This window comes from Paraburkholderia sp. BCC1876 (genome assembly GCF_902833695.1).
Classification (GTDB): Bacteria; Pseudomonadota; Gammaproteobacteria; order Burkholderiales; family Burkholderiaceae; genus Paraburkholderia.
Window position 1 is genome coordinate 101,793 of sequence record NZ_CADFGI010000004.1, and the last position, 19,979, is coordinate 121,771.

The window sequence follows — 19,979 nt, forward strand, 5'->3', positions numbered from 1 at the left end:
GCTGCCACAAACAGAAAGGGCGGATCCCGGTTCACACCGGGATCCGCCCTTCTTCGTTTCAGACTGCTTTGACGCCTAGTTCAGGTACTGGAACAGCGAGATGTTCTGAATCTTCGCGAAGGCCTGCTGTGCCGCTTGCAGCGCGTTCTGCGTCAGCGTGTACTGACCGATCGTCTTGACCATGTCGGTCTGCGTCAAATCCGCCAGGTTGCTCGCGGTCTGCAGCGTGTTGGTCTGCGTGACCGTCTGCAAAGCCTGCACTTCGTTCATGCGGCCACCCACGGTCGCCTGCGCCGTCTGCACGTTGTTCATCGTGTTTTCGAGCTGCGTCATGCTGGTGGTCAGTTGGCTCTGGAAGCTGGCCGTCTGCGCGCCGGGCGTGAGCGGCGTTTGCAACGTGGTGATCAACTGGCTCAGATTGGCGAACACGTCCATGCTGCCCTGCGTCGCCGGCGTCACCGTAAAGCTGTCGCCCGAATTCGGCGCGCCGCTGATCGACACCGACTGGCCGCCGATCGTGATCGCCGAACCGGCCGTGAACGGCTGCGCCGGGCTCGTGCTCGTCGCGCCGGTGGCCGGATTGGTCTGGCTCACGGTGTAGGTGGTCCCCGACACGAAGTTGATCTTGTACGTGTCCGCGTTGGTCGGGTCGGTCGGATTGGTCAGGCTGACGCTGCTGACCACGCCGGTGCCGGTGTTGCCGGCCGCTCCCGCCGGCACCGCGCTGGTGCCGATCGACGCGACGCTGCCGAAGATCGCGAGCCCGTTATCGCCGGTCTGCAGCGTACGCGAGCCGGTAATCTGCACAGCCGGCGAGCCGGTGTCGCCCGAATAGGTCACGGCGCCGGAGGCGGTCGTCGAGTACGGCTGGGCGCCGCTTTGATAGCCGGCGAACAGGTAGTTGCCCTGCGGGTCGGTGGAATTGGCGAGCGTCATCAACTGGCTGCGCAGACTCGTCAATTGCGTGGCGAGCGCGCCGCGGTCGCTGTCGGTCAGCGAACCGTCGCCGGCGCGCAGCACCAGCGTGTGAATGGTCGTCAGCACGGTGTTGACGCTGCCGAGCGTCGAGTCTTCCTGCTGCATCGACGCGAGCGCGGAGGTCTGATTGGTCGTGTACTGCGCAAGCGTGGTGGCCGTCGAGCTCAACTGCACGGCCTGCGCCGCGCCGAGCGGATTGTCCGACGGCGTGGACAGACTCACGCCGCTCGAAATCTCGGCATAGATCTGCGACAACTGAGCTTGCTGGTTGCTCATTGTCTGCACGTTCATGTTGAAGTACTGCGCGCTGGAGATACGCATGTTCAACGCCTCACTGGAAGATGCCAAGCAACGTCTGGAACAGGGTCTGCGCGGTCTGAATCACCTTGCTGTTCGCCTGATAGAGCTGCTGATACTGAAGCAGGTTGGCTGCTTCCTCGTTAATGTTCACGCCCGAGACCGACTGCTGCGCGGCGGTGATCTGCGTCACCAGCGCGGTTTGCGCCGTGCTCGCCGTCTGCACCTGGTTGGTCTGGTTGCCGATCTGGTTGACGTAGTTCGCGTACGCGCCGCTCAGCGTGACCGTGCCGCCCGCCAACGCCTTCGCGGTGGAGAGGTTCGACAGCGCCAGCGCGTTGCGGCCGTCGCTGGTCGCGCCGGTGTTCGGGCCGATGGTGAACTTGTCGCCTGCGGCCGGCGTGCCGCTGATGGTCATCGTGACCTTGTTCATCTGGCCGGCGGACGAATTGGTGATCGTCAGCGTCGCGCCGTTGGCCGTCGAATACGGCACCACGGTGGTCGCGTCGGTAATCGGATAACTGGTCGGCGGCGTGCCGGCCACGGTCACCGTCGAACCGGCCGGGAAACCGGTCAGACCCGTGCCGTTGTACGCCAGCGTGGTCGTCGAATTCGGCATCGTGTAGCCGGCCGTCACCGACGGCGAGGTGATCGTCGCCGTGCCGGTGTTGCCGGTCGAGGCCGCCACCTGCAACGGCAGCGCGGCGGCGATCGCCGCCGGATCGGTCGAGGCGGTCGCGAAGCTGTTCAACGCGCCACGGGTCGGCTCGACCGTGAACGAGTCGCCGGCTTTCATCGTGCCGGTGGTCGAAAAATTCAGGCCGTTGATCGGCTGGCTCAGATTGCTCGCCGAGCCCACCACTGCGCCGCTCGAGTTGTCGGTCAGCGTGTAGGTGCTGCCGTTGAAGGCGAGCGTGTAGTCGCCGGTGGTCGGCTGCGCGGGGTTCGCGAACGAAACGTTCAGTGAGGCGTTGCCGGTGTTCTGCGTGTTCGCGTAGACCGTCGGGCTGCCCACCGAGAACAGCGCGCCGCCCTGGGTGCCGCCGAGCGTAATGCCCAGGCTGTTTTGCGCGTTGACCTGCGCGGAGAAGCTCACGGCGATCGCGCCGAGTTGCGCTTCACCCGGATCGAGCGTCTGGCTGCGGAACTGCAGCAGGCCGCCCAGCGAGCCGCCGGTGACTTTGCTGTCCGGCAGGTTTTGCGGCGTGGCGGCCGGATTCGCGCCGGCCTGGCCGAGGTACTGCACGGACAGTTCGCTGGAGTCGCCCGTCGACGGCGCGGTGCCCAGGTTATAGCTGTTGGTGGACGACACGAGCGGCTGCCCGTTGCCCATGAACACGCTATAGCTGCCGTTGCTGTTGACGACCTGCACGCCCACCAGTTGCGACAGATTGGACACGGCGAGGTCGCGCTGATCCATCAGTTGGTTCGGCGGCTGGCCTTGCGTGCTGGCCTGAGCGATCTGGCCGTTCAACTGCGCGATCTGCTGCGTGTAGCTGTTGATCTGCGAAACGGTGTTGGTGAGCTGCGTGTTGACGCTCTGGCGCAGCGAGTCGTATTGCTGGCCCGCGGCATTGATCTGGTTCACCAGCGTCTGCGCGCCGCTCACCGCGGTCTGGCGGGTCGACAGTGTCGACGGGCTGTTCGAGACGTTCTGCAAGCCGGTGAAGTAGCTGGTGATCGCGCTCGAAATCCCGGCAGTCGGGCTGCCGATCAGATTGTTCAGTTGCGAGATCAGCGTGTTGTAGGTCGACAGCGAGCTACCCGACGCTTGCGCATTGTTCAACTGGGTCGTCAGATACTGACTGTACTGGCGCGTCACCGTGGTGGTCGAAACGCCTTGCGGCAGATAGCCGGAACCCGTGTACTGGCCGCCGCTTTCCGCGTAGACCGGGGTTTCGATCGTATAGCCGGGCGTCGACGCGTTGCTGATGTTCTGGCCGGTCGTCGTGAGTCCCCACTGGGCTGCGTTCAGTCCACTGAGGCCGAGATTGATGAGATCTGACATGCGTCATCCTGAAGGGCGACATCGACCGCATGCCGCCGCGTTGCTTGAACAGTCTGTTTAACGGCCTCGATGCGGAAAAATTGAGGCCGTTCCGATGCGTGTTCGACGTTTGTTTCAACGTTTGCGAGGCCGTGCCGCCGGGGCCTCGTGATCCATCCGCGAAAGCTCAGCGCACCAGCGAGCGGCGCTTCATTTCGAGCTGCGTGATCAGGCGTTGCAGCGTGTTTTCGGCGCTGCCCGGCAGCGTCAGAAAACGGAAGCCCAACTGGTAGCGCTGCGTGCCGTTCGGCAACGCGGTGGAGCGGTGCGACACCAGTTGCAGATCGAGCGAAAGACGGCCGAGCGCGCCGAGCATCAGCTCGCAATCCAGCAGCTGGGTGCCCATCGGCAATTCGGCGACGCGTTCGTCGGTGGTGCGCATGCCGACGCCGCCCAGCGACAGATCGTGCACTTCGAAGCGGAACGTATCGCCCTCAGGCAAACGGCCGGTACACATGTACGGATCGAGAATCGGCGCATCGACGCGGAAATATTCGCGGCGCTGCACGTAAAACAGCACCTCGGGGAAGTCGGCTTCGAACGCCGGCAGCCCTTCGTAGCGGGTCTCGCGCGGTGTGGAGGTGGCGAACTCGACGCGCACGCCGTCCGGCTGCGCATGGAACTGGCAGCGCGGCGCGGCCAGCAGGCCCTGGTTCTGTTCGGCGAGCGCGCCCCAGTCGAACGTGAAGGTGCGCCCGCGCACGTCGACGTCGAGCAGCCGCGTGACGAGCTGGCCGCTCGCGTATTGAGCAGTGAGGAAATCGCCGCGATTGACGAGATTGCGTAGCTGTACGCCGATCTCCAGCGGATTGCGACGACCGAAATCGTTGGAACTTTCGTCTGGTGAAGCGTGCGGCTGGCCGGGCGCTTCGGTCTGGCCATTCGACTGGTTCATATCCATGGGCTTGCCGGTATGCATGTTCTTGCGGGCGCGTGCCAAGGCTCCTGCCGGGGCTTTCGCGCGGTCTTCATCGAAGCCGCAGCACGCGCATTCAACCGGACAATACTGCGCTTTCCGGTATCGGGTCTAACTGATTAGCGGCATCGCCAGGCCAAAATTTAGGGGCCTGTAATGAATTATTTGCCGCAAACGTTAAAACCGCCCGATTCACCCCATCCGCCTCGCGCGGCTGGGCCGGCTGCCCGTGGACAGCCGGCCTCGTCCGTCTTGTTATGCACCTGGCCCCGTCGCGTGCATGGGATATCGCTCAGCCCATCTTTTGCATGATGGACATCAGTTTTTTCGCGTAATGCGGGTCGGTCGCGTAACCGGCGCGCTGCATACCGTTGGCGAAACCGCTCACGTCGTGCGCCGAGTTGATGACTTGCGCATAACGCGGATTGTTCTTGAGCAGGCTCGCATAGTCGGTCATTGCTTCCTGGTACGAGTCGTACGCGCGGAATTTTTCGACGGTGCGCTGCGGCTTGCCGTTCACATACTCGGTCGTGACGGTCGAAACGGTCTTGCCGGTCCAGTCTTTGGTTGCCTTGATGCCGAACACGTTGTGGCTGGTCGAGCCGTCCGTCTTCTTGATCTCGCTCTTGCCCCAGCCCGATTCGAGCGCGGCCTGACCGATGATGAAGCGCGCCGGAATCCCGGTCGCCGCGCTGGCAGCCTGAGCGGGTGCGGCGAGCTTGTCGACGAACGCGTCGACCTTCGGCGAGGTGCCGTCGCCCTTGAGCGGCGGAGTCAGCGCGCTGTTGGCCGAGTAGCCCCTGCCCATGGCCAACTGGCCGTTGGCTTGCGCATTGCCATACGCTTTTGCGAGCGCGTTCAGCGCCGCGGTCTGACCTTCGTCGCCACCGCCGCTGCCGCCGCCCAGTGCGTTGGCCATGCCGGCGAGACCGCCCGCGCCGCCGGCGCCGCCCGTCTGGATGCCCTGATTACGCATCAACTGCTTGAGCATCGCATCGGCCACGCCGATACCCTTTTGCGACAACTGCTGCGACATCTGCTGATCCATCATCGACGTGAAGGTCGCGCTGTCATGCGAATCGAATGGACCATCCTGCGGCGTCGCATCGCGCATGCTTTTCAGCATCATTTGCGTGAAAACCGCGTCGAACTGCTGCGCAGCCATCTTCATGCCGGCTTGCGGCGACGCCTTGACCTGCGCGCTTAGCTTGCTGAAACCCTGGACGTCGAGCGCGAAGCGCTGGGTCAGCTCGTTGGCCGCATTGGCCGAGTTGGCGGAATTGATCGTGTCCGAATTCATCTGCTGTCTTCCTTAGATGATTTCCAGGTCGGCGCGCAAAGCGCCCGCTGCCTTCATGGCCTGCAGGATCGACATCAGATCCGCGGGCGTCGCACCCAGTGCGTTGAGCGCCTTCACCACGTCGGCGAGGTTCGCGCCGGCGGTCACCATCTTCAGTGCGCCGTTGTCCTGCTTCAATTGAATCTGCGACTGCTTGGCCGCGACGGTCTGACCGTTCGAGAACGCGCCGGGCTGGCTCACCACCGGCTGCGTATTGATCACCACCGACAGATTGCCGTGTGCGACCGCGCAGCTCTGCAGCGTGACCATCTGATTCATGACGATCGAGCCGGTGCGCGCGTTCAGGATCACCTTCGCGGCGGCTTGCGCCGGCTTGACGTCGATGTTCTGCAATTGCGCCATGAAGGCGACCTGCTGCTCCGGATCGCTCGGCGCGCGCAACTGGATCGTGCGGCCGTCGAGCGCCATGGCCGTGCCGCTGCCGAACGTATTGTTCACCGCCGACACGACCCGCTGCGTGGTGTCGTAGTCCATGTCGTTCAGATCGAGCTGCATCGTGCCCGCTTGCGACACCGACGTCGGCACCGCGCGTTCGACAATCGCGCCACCGGCAATCCGCCCCGCGTTGAGCGTATTCACCTGCACCTTGCTGCCGTTCGCGCTCGCGCCGGCGCCGCCGACCGCGAGGTTGCCCTGGCCGAGCGCATACACCTGGCCGTCCGCGCCCTTGAGCGGCGTGAGCAGCAGCGTGCCGCCGCGCAGGCTCTTCGAGTTACCGAGCGACGACACGGTCACGTCGATTGCTTCGCCCGGACGCGCGAACGGCGGCAGCACCGCCGTCACCATCACCGCGGCGACGTTCTTCAACTGGATGTTCGACAGCGTCGACTGCGAATTGCTCGAGCCCGCCGCCTGGTTGTTGATCGAGATGCCGAGGTTCGCCAGCATGTTGGCGAGCGTCTGCGTGGTGAACGGGGTCTGCGTGGTCTGGTCGCCCGTGCCGTCGAGACCGACGACGAGGCCGTAGCCGATCAGCGGGTTGTCGCGCACGCCCTGAATCTGCACGAGGTCTTTCAGGCGCTCCGCATGAGCGGGCGTCGCGGCCGGCAGTGCCGCGCAGACGAGCGCGACGAAGGCCATCGCTCGGCCGAGATGAACGAGTCGCGCGAAGCGGCCGGGGCGGGAGAAGACGGTACGCATGATCACCACGGCGACACGTTGAGGAAGAAGCGTTGCAGCCAGCCCATATTTTCAGCTTCGTCGAGATAGCCCTTCGCGGAATACTCGATCTTCGCGTCGGCCACCTGGGTGGAATACACCGCGTTCAGGCTGGAAATCGTGTTCGGATTCACCACGCCGGAAAAACGCACGAACTCGTTGCCCTGGTTGATCAGCATCTGCTTTTCGCCGCTCACCGCGAGGTTGCCGTTCGGCAGCACGCCCGTCACCGTCACGGTAATCGTGCCGTTGAAGGTGTTCGACGCATTCGCGCCGCCGGTGCCCTGGAACACGTTGGCGCCGGTCGCGCTGAGGTTGGTCTTGCCGAACAGACCGGTGAGGAAACCGGCGGTCGGCACGTTGAAATTGGTGCTGCCCGAACGGTTCGCGTTCGCGCCCGAGGACTTCGTCGCGTTGACGTTTTCCTGGATCACGATCGTCAGAATGTCGCCCACATTGCGCGGCCGCTGATCTTCGAACAGCGGCCGGCCCGCGTAACCCGGGTTATAGATGGAGCCCGGCGACTGCATCTGCGGCGGCGGCGGCGGCAGGGCCGTCATCGGTTGCTGCGTGATGGGCTGCTTGGGCACGAGGCCGCACCCCCCCAGGGCGGCGAGCAGCGTGAGCTGCACGAGCGCCTGAGCGGTGCGCGAATGAACCGGGTTACGAGAGAAGTGCGACATCATGATTACCGCCTGTTTAATTCCCAGTCCCTCAAACCTGCATCTGGCTGAGGGTCTGCAGCATCTGGTCGGAGGTCGTCACGGCCTTGCTGTTGATTTCGTAAGCGCGTTGCGTCTGGATCATGTTCACCAGTTCCTGCACCACGTTCACGTTCGATGCTTCCACGTAACCCTGATTCAGCGAGCCGGCGCCGTTCAGGCCCGGTTGCGCGATGTTCGGTGCGCCCGACGAAGCCGTTTCCGAGAACAGGTTTTCGCCCTTCGCATCCAGACCGGCCGGGTTGATGAAGGTCGCGAGCTGCATCGAGCCGAGCTGCTGGCTGTTGGTCGAGCCGGCCACGGTGATCGACACCACGCCGTCGCTGCCGACCGTCATCGACGTCGCGTTGTTCGGGATCGTGATGGCCGGAATCACCTGATAGCCGCTCGACGTGACCAGTTGACCCTGCGCGTTGGTCTGGAACGAGCCGTCGCGCGTGTAGGCGGTCGTGCCGTCAGGCATCTGCACCTGGAAAAAGCCCGCGCCGTTGATCGCGAGGTCTTTCGAATTGCCGGTCTGCGTCAGGTTGCCCTGCGTGTACAGACGCTCGGTGGCGACCTGTTGCACGCCGGTGCCGAGCTGGATGCCCGAAGGCAGTTCGGTTTGCTGCGTCGAATTCGCGCCCGGCTGGCGGACGGTCTGGTACAGCAAGTCTTCGAACACGGCGCGCGAGCCCTTGAAGCCGTTGGTGCTGACGTTCGCGAGGTTGTTCGAGATCACGTCCATCTGCGCCTGTTGCGCATTCATGCCGGTGGCGGCGATATACAGTGAGCGGTTCACTTTTGTTCTCCTGGGGGCCGGGCGAACCCGGCGCATCCTGTTAGCGTTAGCTAAAGCTGAGCAACTGGTTGGCGGACTGATCGTTCTTGTCCGCGTTTTCCAGCAGCTTGGTCTGCATCTGGAACTGGCGCGCGTTGGTGATCATCGCGACCATCGCGCTGACCGGATTCACGTTGCTGCCTTCAAGCGAGGCCGGCACCACCGTGACGGCCGGATCGGCGTCGGCGGGGTTGCCGTCGGCGGTCCGGAACAGACCGTCGTCGCCACGCGTCATGGTTTGCGGATCCGGATTCACCAGCTTCAACTGATCGACCGTCACCACCGCCGTCGGCGGATCGCCAGGGGTCAGGGCCGACACCGTGCCGTCCTTGCCGATGGTGATTTCCGCACCCGGCGGCACCGACACCGGGCCGCCGTTGCCGAGCACGGTCTGGTTCATCGCGTTCACCAGTTGGCCGTTTTCGTCGACGTGCAGATTGCCGGCGCGCGTATAGGCCTCGTTGCCGTCGGCGGTTTGCACCGCCAGCCAGCCCGGACCCTGAATCGCTACGTCGAGCGGGTTGCCCGTCTGCTGGATCGGGCCGGGCGTGTAGTCCGCGCCCGGCGTCGACGACAGCACGAACGTGCGGGTGGTGTTGTCGTCGACCGTGCTGCCGTCGCCGAACGACATCGGCACGGCACGGAACGTCGCGAGCTGCGCGCGAAAGCCGGTGGTCGATGCGTTCGCCAGATTGTTCGCGACGATAGCCTGCTGTTCGAGCGCTTGCGTGCTGCCCGACATCGCGGTGTAGATCAGCCGATCCATGATGGGAAGTCCCGGTCGCTTACAGGTTGATCAGGGTCTGGTCGACGGTCTGCTGAGTCTTGATCGTCTGCGCGTTCGCCTGATAGTTGCGTTGCGCGGTGATCAGGTTCACCAGTTCGCTGGTCAGATCGACGTTCGAGTTTTCCACCGCGCCGCCTTGCAGCACGCCGTGGTTGGTCGAACCCGGTACGGAGATCTGCGCGACGCCCGATTGCGACGTTTGCTGGAACTCGTTGTTGCCCAGGTTCACGAGACCGTTCTGGTTCGAGAAGTTCGCCAGCGCGATCTGACCGAGTGCCGCCGTTTGCTGGTTCGAGTAGTTGCCGGTCAGCGTGCCGTCGGCGCCGATCGTGAAGCTCGTCAGCGTGCCGGCCGCGTAGCCGTCGGGCTGCAGCGAGTTCACGCCGTCCTTGCCACCGTACTGCGTCGTGCCGCCGATGTTCAGCGTCAGATTCTGCGGCGTCGACGAACCGTCGGTGGTCGGAATGCTGAAGTTGTAGACGTACGGGGTCGTGGTCGCGCTGAAGGTCGGCGGCGTCGCGATCGGGGTGTTGACCTGCGTCGTGCCGAGCAGCGTGCCCGACGAATTGAAGTTCGCCTGACCCACCAGGTTCGCCGTGCCGGTCGAGGTGCCCGCGTACACGTTCCACGTTCCCGCCGACGTCTTGGCGAAGTACATGTTGACCGTCTGCGAGCCGCCCAGCGAGTCGTAGACCGTCGTGCTGGTCGAGTAGTTGTACGTCGTCGAGCTGTTCTGGTTGAACGCGATCGGCGTCGGCGTGATCGTCATCTTGTCACCGAGAACCGGCGTGCCGTTCATCGTGATCGTCTGACCGTTGCCGAGCGAAACCGCCGAGCCGGCCGTGTACGTCGCGGGCGCCGTGGTGGTGCCGAGCGTGGTATCGGTCACCGTGTAGGTGGTCGCGCTCGTAAAGTTGACGGTGTAGCTGTCGTTATTCGTGCCCGACGCGGTGTTCGTGATCGTCGCGCCCGGCGAGGACAGCGTACTGCCCGTTCCTAGTGTGGGCGCTACGAGCGGCGTGCCGAGCATCAGCGGATCCTGCGCGTTCAGGTTCAGGCCGGCAACGATCTTGGTGGTCGCTTGCGGTGCGATGTTCGCGGTCGGCACGCTCAGCGGCACGGTTTGCGCGGTGTTGATGATGCCGGCGGCGTTCGCGCCGTAGCCCATCAGTTGCAAACCCTGCGCGTTGGTGATGAAGCCGTTCTTGTCGAGCTGGAACACGCCGTTACGCGAGTACACCAGCGAGCCGTTATTCGACAACTGGAAGAAGCCGTTGCCGTTGATCGCGACGTCCAGCGCCTGGTTGGTGCTGGTGATGGTGCCTTGCGAGAACTGCTGCTGCACTTCCGAGAGCTTGGTGCCGATACCGACCTGGTTGCCCACCGCGGTCGCCACCGAATTCGCGTACATGTCGGCGAATTGCGCCGCGCCGCTCTTGAAGCCAACCGTATTCGCGTTGGCGATGTTGTTGCCGATCACGTCGAGGTCGCTCGACGATGCCGACAAACCACTCAAACCTTGTTGGTAACCCATGACGGTCTCCGTATCTGGAAAGTCGTAACTGACTGAATCTGAATCAGAGGATGGCGGCGACGTTGGTCAGACCGACGGTCGTGCCGTTCGACAGCACGAGGCCCGGCGTACCGGTGCTCTGCATGACGACGCTCTGCACGGTCGCGCTCGACAGCGTGGTCGCGGTTGCCTGCTGGCCGTTGATCGTGCCCACGGCGCTGATCGTGTAGGTGCCGTCCGGCAGCGTGTTGCCGGCTGTGTCGGTCGGCGTCCAGCCCACCGGCACCGTACCGGCCGACTGCTTGCCGAGGTCGATCGTGTTGACGATCGTGCCTGCCGAGTTCTTCACGACCACCTGCAGATCGCTCACCGCGTTGGCGAGCTGCACGCCGAACGAGCCGGCCTTGCCGCTTGCGACCGAGACCGAGTTGCCCGGGGCGAGCACGGTCGAGCCGATCAGCAGCGCGGCTTGCGACTGCTGGCCCGCCGACATCTGCGTCGCGAGCGAGCTCAGCGTCGTGTTCAACTGGCTGATACCCGACACCGTGTTGATCTGCGCCAGCTGCGACGTCATCTGCGAGCTGTCCATCGGGTTGGTCGGGTCCTGGTTCTGCAACTGCGCGACGAGCAATTGCAGAAAGGTCTGCTGCAGGCTGCTGGCCGAGGTGCTGCTGCTCGAACTCGTCGAGCTGGTCGCGCCCGTCGCGCTCGAGCTCTTGCCCGTGCCGTTCATGGTATCGAGCAGCGTCTGCGACACGTTCGTGCCGTTGCTGCCGATGGTGGTGTTGGTGGTCAAGAAGCTCTCCTCAGGTTCCGATCGTGAGCGTTTTCAGCATCAGTGTCTTGGCGGTGTTCAGGGTCTCGACGTTGGCCTGATACGAGCGCGAGGCCGAGATCATGTTGACCATTTCCTGCACCGGGTCGACGTTGGGCAGCGTGACGTAGCCGTCCGAATTGGCGGCCGGGTTGCCGGGGTCGTACGCGGTCTTCATCGGCGTCGGGTCGTCGACCACGCCGGTGACCTGCACGCCGCCGACCTGCTGGCCGGACGCGGTGCGCGCGCCGCCCAGCGGGCTGACCGCGAACACGACCTGCTTGGCCTTATAAGGCTGGCCGTCCGGGCCGGTCGTGCTGTCCGCGTTGGCGAGATTCGACGCCGTCACGTTGAGCCGCTGCGACTGCGCCGACATCGCGGAGCCTGCAACACCAAAAATGTTCATCAGGGATGGCATGGTTTCCTGACCTCTCCTGCCGGTTCGACCCGGCTTCCTGTTAATTCCCGTAGCGATTGTTCTTGCGACCTGCTGTCCTGCGCGGCGTCGGTTATTACGAGCCCGACTGGATCGCCGCCAGCATCGTTTTGATCTGGCCTGACAGCACCGTCATGCCTGATTCGAAGTGCAACGTGTTGTCCGCGAACTGCACCCGTTCGGTGTCGATGTCGACCGTGTTGCCGTCGAGCGCGGGCTGCGTCGGAATGCGGTATTGCAGATTGCCGTAGTCGTCGGACGCGCCGCCGGTCGGCGTCAGCGTCGATTTGCCCGACATGTGGCCGGGCGACGTCGACACCATCGACATGCCGCTCGTCACGCCCGCGGGCTGCGTCATCGCGAGCGTCGAGTTGTTCGACGCAGCGGTGCCGGTGGCGCCGTCGCCCTTCTTCAGCGCGCCGGCGAGCGAGGAAGCGAAGTCGACGTCGCGCGCCTTATACCCGGGGGTATCGGCGTTGGCGATATTCGACGACAGCAGCTCCTGGCGGTAAGCGCGTACATCGAGCGCCTGGCGGCCAAAGGCGAATTCGGCATCGAGTTTGTCCAGCATAAGAAATCTCCGGAGAACGTTCCCGAGGCTTCCCGCTGCAGCCTCGCGTGAGGACTGCGTGAGGCGAGAAGGCCTTTTTGCATGAAGTGCATCTTATGGGCGCTACGCAAGGAGCAATCGGACGAATAACCGGGAAAGGGGGCTTCTATTCAACGTTTGCGCAAAGGGGGCGCTCACTAGAATGCAAGGCGTACCGATGCATTCGATGGAGAAACGCGATGGACCAGCCCACCTTCGATCCGACGCTCCGCGCCAACCGCGCGGCGGCGCATGGCGTCGGTGCGGGCGTGCCGCGCCGGGCAAAGAAACAGCCGGCCTGGTCGATGCGGCTCGCGCGCCTGGCGCTGAGTTCGGCGTTGTGCCTGCCGGCCAGCGCCCTGTTGCTCGCGCCGAGCGCCTACGCGCAGGAAGCCGATGGGCCGATCGTGATTCCCGGCCCGGGCGAAAAGAATCCGGCGGCGCTCGCCGATCTCGCGCAGCAGATGCAAGCCGCGCCGGCCAAACGCGCCGGCACCGCCGCGACGCTGGCTGCGGCCACCGCGCAATCGCTGGGGCGCGGACCGGTCTCGCGCACCACGGACGAATTCACCCGCGCCGCCAATGCGAGCGGCTCGATCGTGATTGCCGGCGAAGGCGAACCGCCTGCCGCGCCGCAAATGATCCGTACCAATTTCAAACCCGACGCGAACGGCGTCGTGACGATTCCCGCGCCGGGTGCGGCCAATGCGCCGACCGGCATGGCCAACGTCAATGTCATGCCGGGCCAGCGCCGGGTCGTGCCGGTCGTCGTGCCGGTCGTCGTGACGCCGGCCGCGCGGCAAGCGGTGGGCGTGCAGCCGGTGGCGGCCAACGCACCGGTCAACGGCGGGTATCGCGGCGTGAATAGCGGTGTCGTCAGCAGCGCCAGCGGCGTCAACGGCATTGCCAGCAGCACCTCCGCTACCGACGGCTTCGACAGCCTTGCTTCACGCGGCGAACCGCCGCAACTGGGCGCGAACGGCAAGCCGCTCGCAGCGCGGGCAATCGCAACGCGCGCGGCTGTCGCGCCGCTCGCCGCCTCGACCACTGCCGCCGCTGCGGCCAATAGCGCCACGCCGGCAACGGTCCCGACGCCCGCGACGATCGCCCGCGTATCGGCCACTCGTCCCATCGCACCGGCCATTGCACAGCAAAACATGCGCGCCGCGGCCATCGCGCAACCCGCGCCGTTGCCCGGCCAGCAGGACGCGGAAGCAATCCGCAGCGCCGCTCTCGCGTTCCTGCAGCAGCAATCCGCCGGTTTGCCGGGCAAGGTCGAGATCACCGTCGCCCAGGCGTTTCCGCGCGGCCTCGCGGCCTGCACGGCGCTCGAACCCTTCATGCCGAGCGGCGCGCGCCTGTGGGGCCGCGTGACCGTCGGCGTGCGCTGCGCCGGCGAACGGCCGTGGACCATTTATCTGCAAGCGCGTATTTCGCTGAACGCCACCTACTACCTGGCCGCCCGCGCCATGTCGCCGGGCGAAGTGCTGACGGCCGCCGACCTCGTTGCGCGTGACGGCGACCTGACCGGCTTGCCGCAGGCGATCGTCACGGACCCGTCGCAGGCAATCGGCTCGGTGACGCTCACGCGTGTCGCCGGCGGCATGCCGCTGCGCCGTGACATGCTGAAAAGCACCTCGGCGGTCTCGATCGGCCAGACGGTGCGGGTCGTCGCGGCGGGCGCCGGTTTCTCGATTTCGTCCGAAGGCAGCGCGATGAACAACGCGTCGCCAGGCCAGCAGGTGCGGGTTCGTACGCCCAACGGCCAGATCATTTCCGGCATCGTGAAAGATGGCTCGACGGTGGAGATTCAACTGTGAACGGGCATGCAGCACGCGCCGCCCGGGATTCGCGCGTGCACCACACCGCGCGGGGCCGGATGCCGGCAGTGCGGATGACACGGGTCGGGCCTGCCAAGGGGCCGGATCGTCTTGAATGGCAAGGCAAAACCTGGAGCGATTGCGCTAAAGTTTTGATCAGCGAGTGCCGTTATCAGGATCAAATCGTTCAGGAAGCCAATCGTGAAAGTCGATTCCACAACCAATTCGAATCTGCCGTCGTTGAAAGACGCCCTGTCCCGTTCGCAACAAAGCGACGCGACGACCGCGAACAGCAACGCGCAGACCGCGAGCACCGCCTCGCAACCCGCCACCAGCGGCACCTCGGGCGACGCCAGCGTCAGCCTGTCGGGCCTGTCGCAGCATCTGCGCAGCCTTGCGGCGTCCGGTTCGGCGGACATCGACACGGCGCACGTCGAGTCGATCAAGCAGGCCATCAAGAATGGCTCGCTGACGATCGACTCCGGCAAGATCGCCGACGGCGTGCTGAACACCGCACGCGACCTGTTGCAAAGCAAAACCTCGTCGACCGGCAACTGATCGACGCATCGAAGTACGGTGACTTGCCGGGCGACGTTCGACAAACCCGGCTCGCGAATCTAGCGCGAGCCGTCGTGTTCAGCGAGTTGTTGAAATGAAAGACGCCCTGCTTGCCACCCTCGTCGAAGAATATTCGGCTGTCGAGGCGTTCGCCTCGATTCTGACCCTCGAGACCAAGGCACTGACCGCCTTGTCGCCGCTCGAATTGCTACCGCCGATCGTCGAGAAGAAAACCGAACTGATCGGCGTACTGGCCAATCTCGAATCCACCCGCGACACGCTGCTCGCCGACATGGGCTTGCCGGCCGGCTGGCCTGGCATGGAGCTCGCAGCCAGCACCGACGCGCGCGTCGCCGAACAATGGTCACTACTGCAGAAAGCCGCCGAACGCGCGCGGCGCTTCAACACGAGCAACGGTGAGTTGATCCGCGTACGGATGGATTACAACCAGCGCGCGCTGGCAGCGCTGCAGGTCGAAGTGCCGCAGAAGGTCGGCTTCTACGGACCGGATGGGCGGATTCCCGCGCAACCCGCGGCGTAGAGACTTCCCGGACTTCCCGGATCTGCCGGGCGACGTCGCTGCACGCGATTGCGGCACACGTCTGCGGCTGAATCTGCGCTGAATCTATTGTCTTGAACGAAGGGCTCGTCATCGACGAGCCCTTTCTGTTTTTTGCCTTCACTTCCCCTTTCCCAGCCGCACGTTAGCCATCCGGCCAGGTGGCGCGAAAGCGTGCGCCGGGTTGAAATCATGCCCTCCCCCACTGCGGTTTTTCGCGCTCCCGTCTCGCGTGTCGACGCCGATGCGCAGACCAAGGCGGAACGCTAGGCACTAGCAATATTGTGTAGTCGTGTGTATGATTTCAGGGGTACAAGATGAACAGCGCCGCAGTAATCAAATGGATTCAGGCGAATGACTGGCAGTTGGTCCGCATCTCGGGCAGCCACCATCATTTCCGGCATCCGTTCAGGGGCGGTCTCGTGACCATCCCTCATCCCAAGAAAGATCTGCCGCCCGGCACATTGAATAGCATCCTGAAACAGGCGGGCCTGAAATGAAAAATCTGATTTTCCCGATCGCAATCGAATCAGGTGACGACGAGCATGCGTACGGCGTGGTGGTGCCGGACCTGCCCGGCTGCTTTGCGGCCGGCGATACGCTTGAAGAGGCTTTTGCCAACGCGAAGCTGGCGGTCGAGTCGCATCTGGACACATTGCTCGACGAAGGGCTGCCGGTGCCGCAGCCGCTCAAATTGAGCGAGCATCATCGCAATCCGGATTACGCGGGCTTTATGTGGGGATTTGTCACCACCCGGAATATTCCAGCCCTGAAGAAGGCCGTGCGCATCAACATCTCGCTGCCGGAGGTGCTGGTCCAGGATATCGATGTTTACGCGCAAACGCGCGGTCTGTCGCGGTCGGCATTTCTCGCGCTCGCCGCAGAGCGTGAGATGGCGGTGTGAAGCAGGCGGGGTTCGGGCTGGCTGCCAGAACCGCCGTGAGCTGAAGCGCCGGGGTAATCCGGCCGGCGCTTCAGGTTACGTGGTGACGTCGGGTTAGGTGGCGCGCCTTCGGGTTGCTTCAGGTCGCCTCAGGTCGCTTCGGCATTCGCCCAGGCCATTTCGCGCAGGCGCGTGCGCAAACGCGCCACCGCCTGGCTGTGCAACTGGCACACGCGCGACTCGCTGACTTCCATCACCGCGCCGATTTCGCGCAGGTTCATGCCGCGTTCGTAGTAGAGCGACATCAGCAGCTTCTCGCGGTCCGGCAGGCGGTCGATCGCTTCCACCAGCGCCGAGCGCAGGCTATCGTCGAGCAACGCCGACAGCGGGTCCGAATGGTCCACGCAGTAGCGGTCGAGGAACGGCTCGTCGTCCGCCGAACGGTCGAAGTCTTCGTAGTAGATCAACTGGCTGCCGTGCAGGTCCTGCAGCATCGACTGATACTCGTCGAGCGGCATTTGCAGGTGGTCGGCAATCTCCGTTTCGCTCGCCGAGCGGCCCAGGTTCTGCTCCACCTTGTGCACCGCCGATTCGACTTCGCGCGAGGTACGCCGCAGGCTGCGCGGCAACCAGTCGTTGCTGCGCAGCTCGTCGAGCATCGCGCCGCGAATCCGCTGGCTGGCATAGGTCTCGAACTGCGCGCCCTGGTCTTCCTTGTAGCGGCTCGCGGCGTCCAGCAGGCCGATCATGCCGGCCTGGATCAGATCGTCGAGATCGACGCTGGCCGGCATCTTGGCAACGAGCTGCAAGCCGAGGCGGCGCACCAGCGGTGCGTACTTCGTCAGAACTTCGGCTTGGGAAATTTTTCCCTGAGCGTTATACATCGTGCTCCCCTTGTCCTTGTGCCGCCACTCAGGCGTGCTGCGCAGACGGTTGGTCGGCGTGTTGCGCCGCTGTAACTGTCGCAGACGCCATCCATGGCGTTTGCGACGACATCGCTGGCCGCATCGGCCAGTACTGCAATTCGGCGGCGAGGTGCCGGAAGTCGCGCGCAGCCGGTGTCGATGGGAACGCATCGACGACACAACGCGACAACTCCAGGGCTCGCGCCATCCGCGCATCGGCGGTAATGCAACCGGCGTCTTCCAGCGCCACCGTCAGGTAGCGCCCGGCCACGCCGGCCAGGTTGGCGAACGCGGTATGCGCGTCGCCGGGACTCTGCACGTGATTCACCAGCACGCGGAACTGTGCGAGCGCGTGCGCGTAGTGCAGGCGCTTCATACAGGCGTACGCCTCGGTGATCGCTTGCGCGGCCATCCGCGTAACGATCATCACGTCGTGCGCCTGTTTGGCGAGCGGCGACAGGTGGCCTTGCGGGTCCAACTGCGCATCGATCAGCACCACATCCGCGGAACCGTGCAGCACCACGCCGAACTGCGTGGCCGAGTGGCCTTCGCGGTTCAGCCGCGACGCGGCCAGCACCGAAAAGCCCAGCGCGTGGCGCGCGACGGCGTCGTCGAGCGCCATCTCGCCGCGCATCACGGCGGCGAAATTACCCGCGCCGCGCAGGCCGCCAAGCATCCCGCTCACCGACAGTTCGCCGAGGCACTCGTCAATCACCAATACGTCCTTGCCTTGCTGCGCCAGCGCCGCCGCGAGGTTCACCACCGTCGTCGTACAGCCTGCGCCCGTCGAGCCGCCCGTCACCGCAATCACGCGCGAGCCGCTACGCGCCAGCAGGCGCCGCAGTCCTTCTGCCTGATCGGAGATGAGCTTATCCAAAGCGGACCTCGTGAAGGTCGGCTGTCGAGCGGGCGGACAGCGAGGAGAGCAAGGCCGGAATATCGTCTTCGTGCGGCACGAACGGCGAGTTGTCGCGCGGAATGCAGAAGGCGCTCTTGATCAGGAATTTCCTGGTCGCGACGTACAGGTTCTCGGGCACCTTCTGACCGGTCGACACGTAGTGCACCGGCAGCTTGTAGCGGATCACCGTATCGAGCACGCCGCCCAGATTGGTGGCTTCGTCGAGCTTGGTCAGAATGCAGCCGGCGAGCGGCTGATGGTCCGGCGAGCGCTGATAGGCCTGCACGACTTCGTTGAGGGTGTCGCCGTGGCTGGTCGCGTTGAGCAGTAGCAGGCGCTGCACCGGCTGGCCGGCGCGGCACAGCATCGCGATCTGGTCGGAGACGAGCCGGTCGCGCTGGCTCATGCCGATCGTGTCGATCAGCACGATGTGTTTGTTGCGCAGTTCGGAGAGCGCGAGTTGCAGATCGGCGCCATCTTTCACCGCGTGTACCGACACGCCGAGAATCTTGCCGAAGATGCGCAGTTGTTCGTGGCCGCCGATCCGGTAGCTGTCGGTGGTCAGCAGCGCGACCTTGCTCGCGCCGAAGCGCATCACGCAGCGCGCGGCCAGCTTGGCGGTGGTCGTCGTCTTGCCGACGCCCGTCGGGCCCATCAGGGCGAACACGCCGCCGCGCTCCATCAGCGCGTCTTCGTCTTCCATCACCGGCAGGTTCGACTCGAGCACCGAGCGCACCCAGTCCATGCCGCCTTCCATGCTGTCGACTTCGTCGGGCAGGTTGTCGACCATCATCTGCACGAGTTGCGCGGAAAAACCGGCCGCGAACAGGTGCTTGGTGAGCGCGGCGCGCGCCGGGTTGCGGCGTTGGCGATCGCCCCACAGCAGGCCGGCGAAGTGTTCTTCCATCATGCCGCGCATCGACGACAGCTCGTTCATCACCGTGTCGTTGACGACCTGCTCCATGCGCACCTTGATCGCTTCCGCGACGGACGCCGGCGTGCGGTCATCGTTCTGCGTCAGCGACGGCGCGATTTTCTGCGCGGCGCGGCGTGCGGCGAGCTGCGCGGCTTCGCGCGCCCACTCGGGGGTGTCGGCGGATTGCGCCGCGTTTGCGCTGCCCGGCTGGACGGCGGCGCCGAGGCCCTTGGCCATGGCGGCGGCCGGCGTCATCGCGGCGGGACGCGCGCTGTAAGCGCCTTCCGGTTGCTGTTCAGCGGCGATACGACGAGCGTGGTCGATCAGCCAGGGGTTCGATTCGGCCATCGTGCGCGGCGTTTGCGAGTCAGCGACCGGCACGCCGGCGGCTTTGAGCAGATCGGCGCGGATGTCTTCATTCAGACGCGCGACCGCGGCACGGGCGCTCGGCTGCTCGGCACCGGCTGCTTGCGGCGCAGCGGAGGCGGGCTTGCCCAGCGCGCCAGCCGACAGCACGTTCGTGGCGCCCGGCAATGCCGCTTTCGGCGCGGCGGACGGCGCCGGCTTCGCGGCGGCCTTCATGGCCTGATTCGGTGCGGCAGCCGGTTCGTCGCTTAAAGCGTCGTCGAAGGCGTATGGGCCGGCGGCATGACCGCTGTCACTCTCGGCACCGGCTTCCGGGCTCGCGCCGAAGACCGACGAAAAGACGTCGGGCATGCCGCTCGCGTACGGATTGCCGATCGGATTGCCCATCGGCAGCGCGCGCGGTGCGGCCAGCGCGGGATGTCCAGCCGTGCCATTCATCGACCCGGCGCTTGCGCGCGGCGCCTTGGGGGTGATGGCAGCCAGGTCGCTGTCGGCCAAGGCGACGATCTCGACGCTGCCGTCGTCCATCGTGCGATTGGACAGTACGACCGCGTCCGCGCCCAACGCTTCGCGTACGAGACGCAGCGCATCACGACTGGTTGCACCGACAAATTTACGAATGTTCAAGCTGGACCCC

General features: G+C 64.9%; 20 protein-coding genes. 5 read left to right on the top strand and 15 right to left on the bottom strand.

Translation table 11 applies throughout. From position 1 onward, the window contains the following. Positions 1 to 75 precede the first annotated feature (75 nt). The 12 genes from flgL to flgB form a co-directional block, all read right to left on the bottom strand. Entirely contained in the window at positions 76 to 1,299 is a 1,224-nt protein-coding gene (gene flgL, locus HWY05_RS15880; RefSeq protein ID WP_035554505.1) for a flagellar hook-associated protein FlgL, read from the bottom strand. 10 nt (positions 1,300 to 1,309) lie between these two features. Further along, entirely contained in the window at positions 1,310 to 3,283 is a 1,974-nt protein-coding gene (gene flgK, locus HWY05_RS15885) for a flagellar hook-associated protein FlgK (protein ID WP_035554504.1), read from the bottom strand. Positions 3,284 to 3,449: 166 nt separating this feature from the next. Next, positions 3,450 to 4,223, bottom strand: coding sequence for a flagellar brake protein (locus tag HWY05_RS15890; protein WP_176059185.1), 774 nt, complete (start codon positions 4,221 to 4,223; stop codon positions 3,450 to 3,452). A gap of 307 nt (positions 4,224 to 4,530) precedes the next feature. Next, complete coding sequence (gene flgJ / locus HWY05_RS15895) at positions 4,531 to 5,538, bottom strand: flagellar assembly peptidoglycan hydrolase FlgJ (RefSeq protein WP_035554501.1); 1,008 nt, start codon at positions 5,536 to 5,538, stop codon at positions 4,531 to 4,533. Positions 5,539 to 5,550: 12 nt separating this feature from the next. Next, positions 5,551 to 6,738 carry a flagellar basal body P-ring protein FlgI gene (locus tag HWY05_RS15900; RefSeq protein ID WP_035554499.1) on the bottom strand — a complete coding sequence of 396 codons (1,188 nt, stop codon included), beginning with the start codon at positions 6,736 to 6,738 and terminating at the stop codon, positions 5,551 to 5,553. A gap of 2 nt (positions 6,739 to 6,740) precedes the next feature. Further along, entirely contained in the window at positions 6,741 to 7,439 is a 699-nt protein-coding gene (flgH, locus tag HWY05_RS15905; RefSeq protein WP_035562582.1) for a flagellar basal body L-ring protein FlgH, read from the bottom strand. 31 nt (positions 7,440 to 7,470) lie between these two features. After that, positions 7,471 to 8,259 carry a flagellar basal-body rod protein FlgG gene (gene flgG / locus HWY05_RS15910; protein ID WP_035554498.1) on the bottom strand — a complete coding sequence of 263 codons (789 nt, stop codon included), beginning with the start codon at positions 8,257 to 8,259 and terminating at the stop codon, positions 7,471 to 7,473. A gap of 46 nt (positions 8,260 to 8,305) precedes the next feature. After that, positions 8,306 to 9,064 (bottom strand): flagellar basal-body rod protein FlgF, encoded by a 759-nt coding sequence (gene flgF, locus HWY05_RS15915; RefSeq protein ID WP_035554496.1) that lies wholly within the window; start codon positions 9,062 to 9,064, stop codon positions 8,306 to 8,308. A 19-nt stretch (positions 9,065 to 9,083) separates the two neighbouring features. Then, positions 9,084 to 10,619 (bottom strand): flagellar hook protein FlgE, encoded by a 1,536-nt coding sequence (locus HWY05_RS15920; RefSeq protein ID WP_035554494.1) that lies wholly within the window; start codon positions 10,617 to 10,619, stop codon positions 9,084 to 9,086. A gap of 43 nt (positions 10,620 to 10,662) precedes the next feature. Next, entirely contained in the window at positions 10,663 to 11,394 is a 732-nt protein-coding gene (locus HWY05_RS15925) for a flagellar hook assembly protein FlgD (protein ID WP_035554492.1), read from the bottom strand. Between the two features lie 10 nt (positions 11,395 to 11,404). Next, the gene (gene flgC / locus HWY05_RS15930) at positions 11,405 to 11,830 is read right to left on the bottom strand and encodes a flagellar basal body rod protein FlgC (protein ID WP_012434707.1); all 426 of its coding nucleotides are present in this window, start codon (positions 11,828 to 11,830) and stop codon (positions 11,405 to 11,407) included. 94 nt (positions 11,831 to 11,924) lie between these two features. After that, the gene (flgB, locus tag HWY05_RS15935; RefSeq protein WP_035554489.1) at positions 11,925 to 12,419 is read right to left on the bottom strand and encodes a flagellar basal body rod protein FlgB; all 495 of its coding nucleotides are present in this window, start codon (positions 12,417 to 12,419) and stop codon (positions 11,925 to 11,927) included. A gap of 218 nt (positions 12,420 to 12,637) precedes the next feature. Between flgB and flgA the strand changes: the two genes are divergently transcribed. From flgA to HWY05_RS15960, 5 genes are all read left to right on the top strand, one after another. Beyond that, complete coding sequence (gene flgA, locus HWY05_RS15940; RefSeq protein WP_176058911.1) at positions 12,638 to 14,257, top strand: flagellar basal body P-ring formation chaperone FlgA; 1,620 nt, start codon at positions 12,638 to 12,640, stop codon at positions 14,255 to 14,257. 201 nt (positions 14,258 to 14,458) lie between these two features. After that, complete coding sequence (gene flgM, locus HWY05_RS15945) at positions 14,459 to 14,815, top strand: flagellar biosynthesis anti-sigma factor FlgM (RefSeq protein ID WP_035554485.1); 357 nt, start codon at positions 14,459 to 14,461, stop codon at positions 14,813 to 14,815. Between the two features lie 94 nt (positions 14,816 to 14,909). Further along, a complete protein-coding gene (locus HWY05_RS15950; protein WP_035554483.1) occupies positions 14,910 to 15,356 on the top strand; it encodes a flagellar protein FlgN in 447 nt (148 codons plus the stop codon). Positions 15,357 to 15,691: 335 nt separating this feature from the next. Next, positions 15,692 to 15,874: a type II toxin-antitoxin system HicA family toxin gene (locus HWY05_RS15955; RefSeq protein ID WP_035554480.1), complete on the top strand. Its 183-nt coding sequence runs from the start codon at positions 15,692 to 15,694 to the stop codon at positions 15,872 to 15,874. Further along, positions 15,871 to 16,278: a type II toxin-antitoxin system HicB family antitoxin gene (locus tag HWY05_RS15960; protein ID WP_176058912.1), complete on the top strand. Its 408-nt coding sequence runs from the start codon at positions 15,871 to 15,873 to the stop codon at positions 16,276 to 16,278. Before HWY05_RS15955 ends, HWY05_RS15960 begins: the two co-directional genes overlap by 4 nt. Before the next feature lie 128 nt (positions 16,279 to 16,406). Here HWY05_RS15960 and HWY05_RS15965 read toward each other — a convergent pair whose 3' ends face one another. Genes HWY05_RS15965 through flhF form a run of 3 tightly spaced genes read right to left on the bottom strand, consistent with a single transcriptional unit; the run spans position 16,407 to position 19,969 of the window. Beyond that, entirely contained in the window at positions 16,407 to 17,141 is a 735-nt protein-coding gene (locus tag HWY05_RS15965; protein ID WP_035554477.1) for an RNA polymerase sigma factor FliA, read from the bottom strand. Between the two features lie 28 nt (positions 17,142 to 17,169). Further along, on the bottom strand, positions 17,170 to 18,039 hold the full coding sequence (locus HWY05_RS15970; RefSeq protein WP_035554475.1) for an AAA family ATPase: 870 nt from the start codon (positions 18,037 to 18,039) through the stop codon (positions 17,170 to 17,172). Continuing rightward, positions 18,032 to 19,969, bottom strand: a complete 1,938-nt coding sequence (gene flhF / locus HWY05_RS15975) for a flagellar biosynthesis protein FlhF (protein WP_176058913.1) — start codon at positions 19,967 to 19,969, stop codon at positions 18,032 to 18,034. The genes HWY05_RS15970 and flhF overlap by 8 nt, the downstream gene beginning before the upstream one ends. Between the last annotated feature and the right edge of the window lie 10 nt (positions 19,970 to 19,979).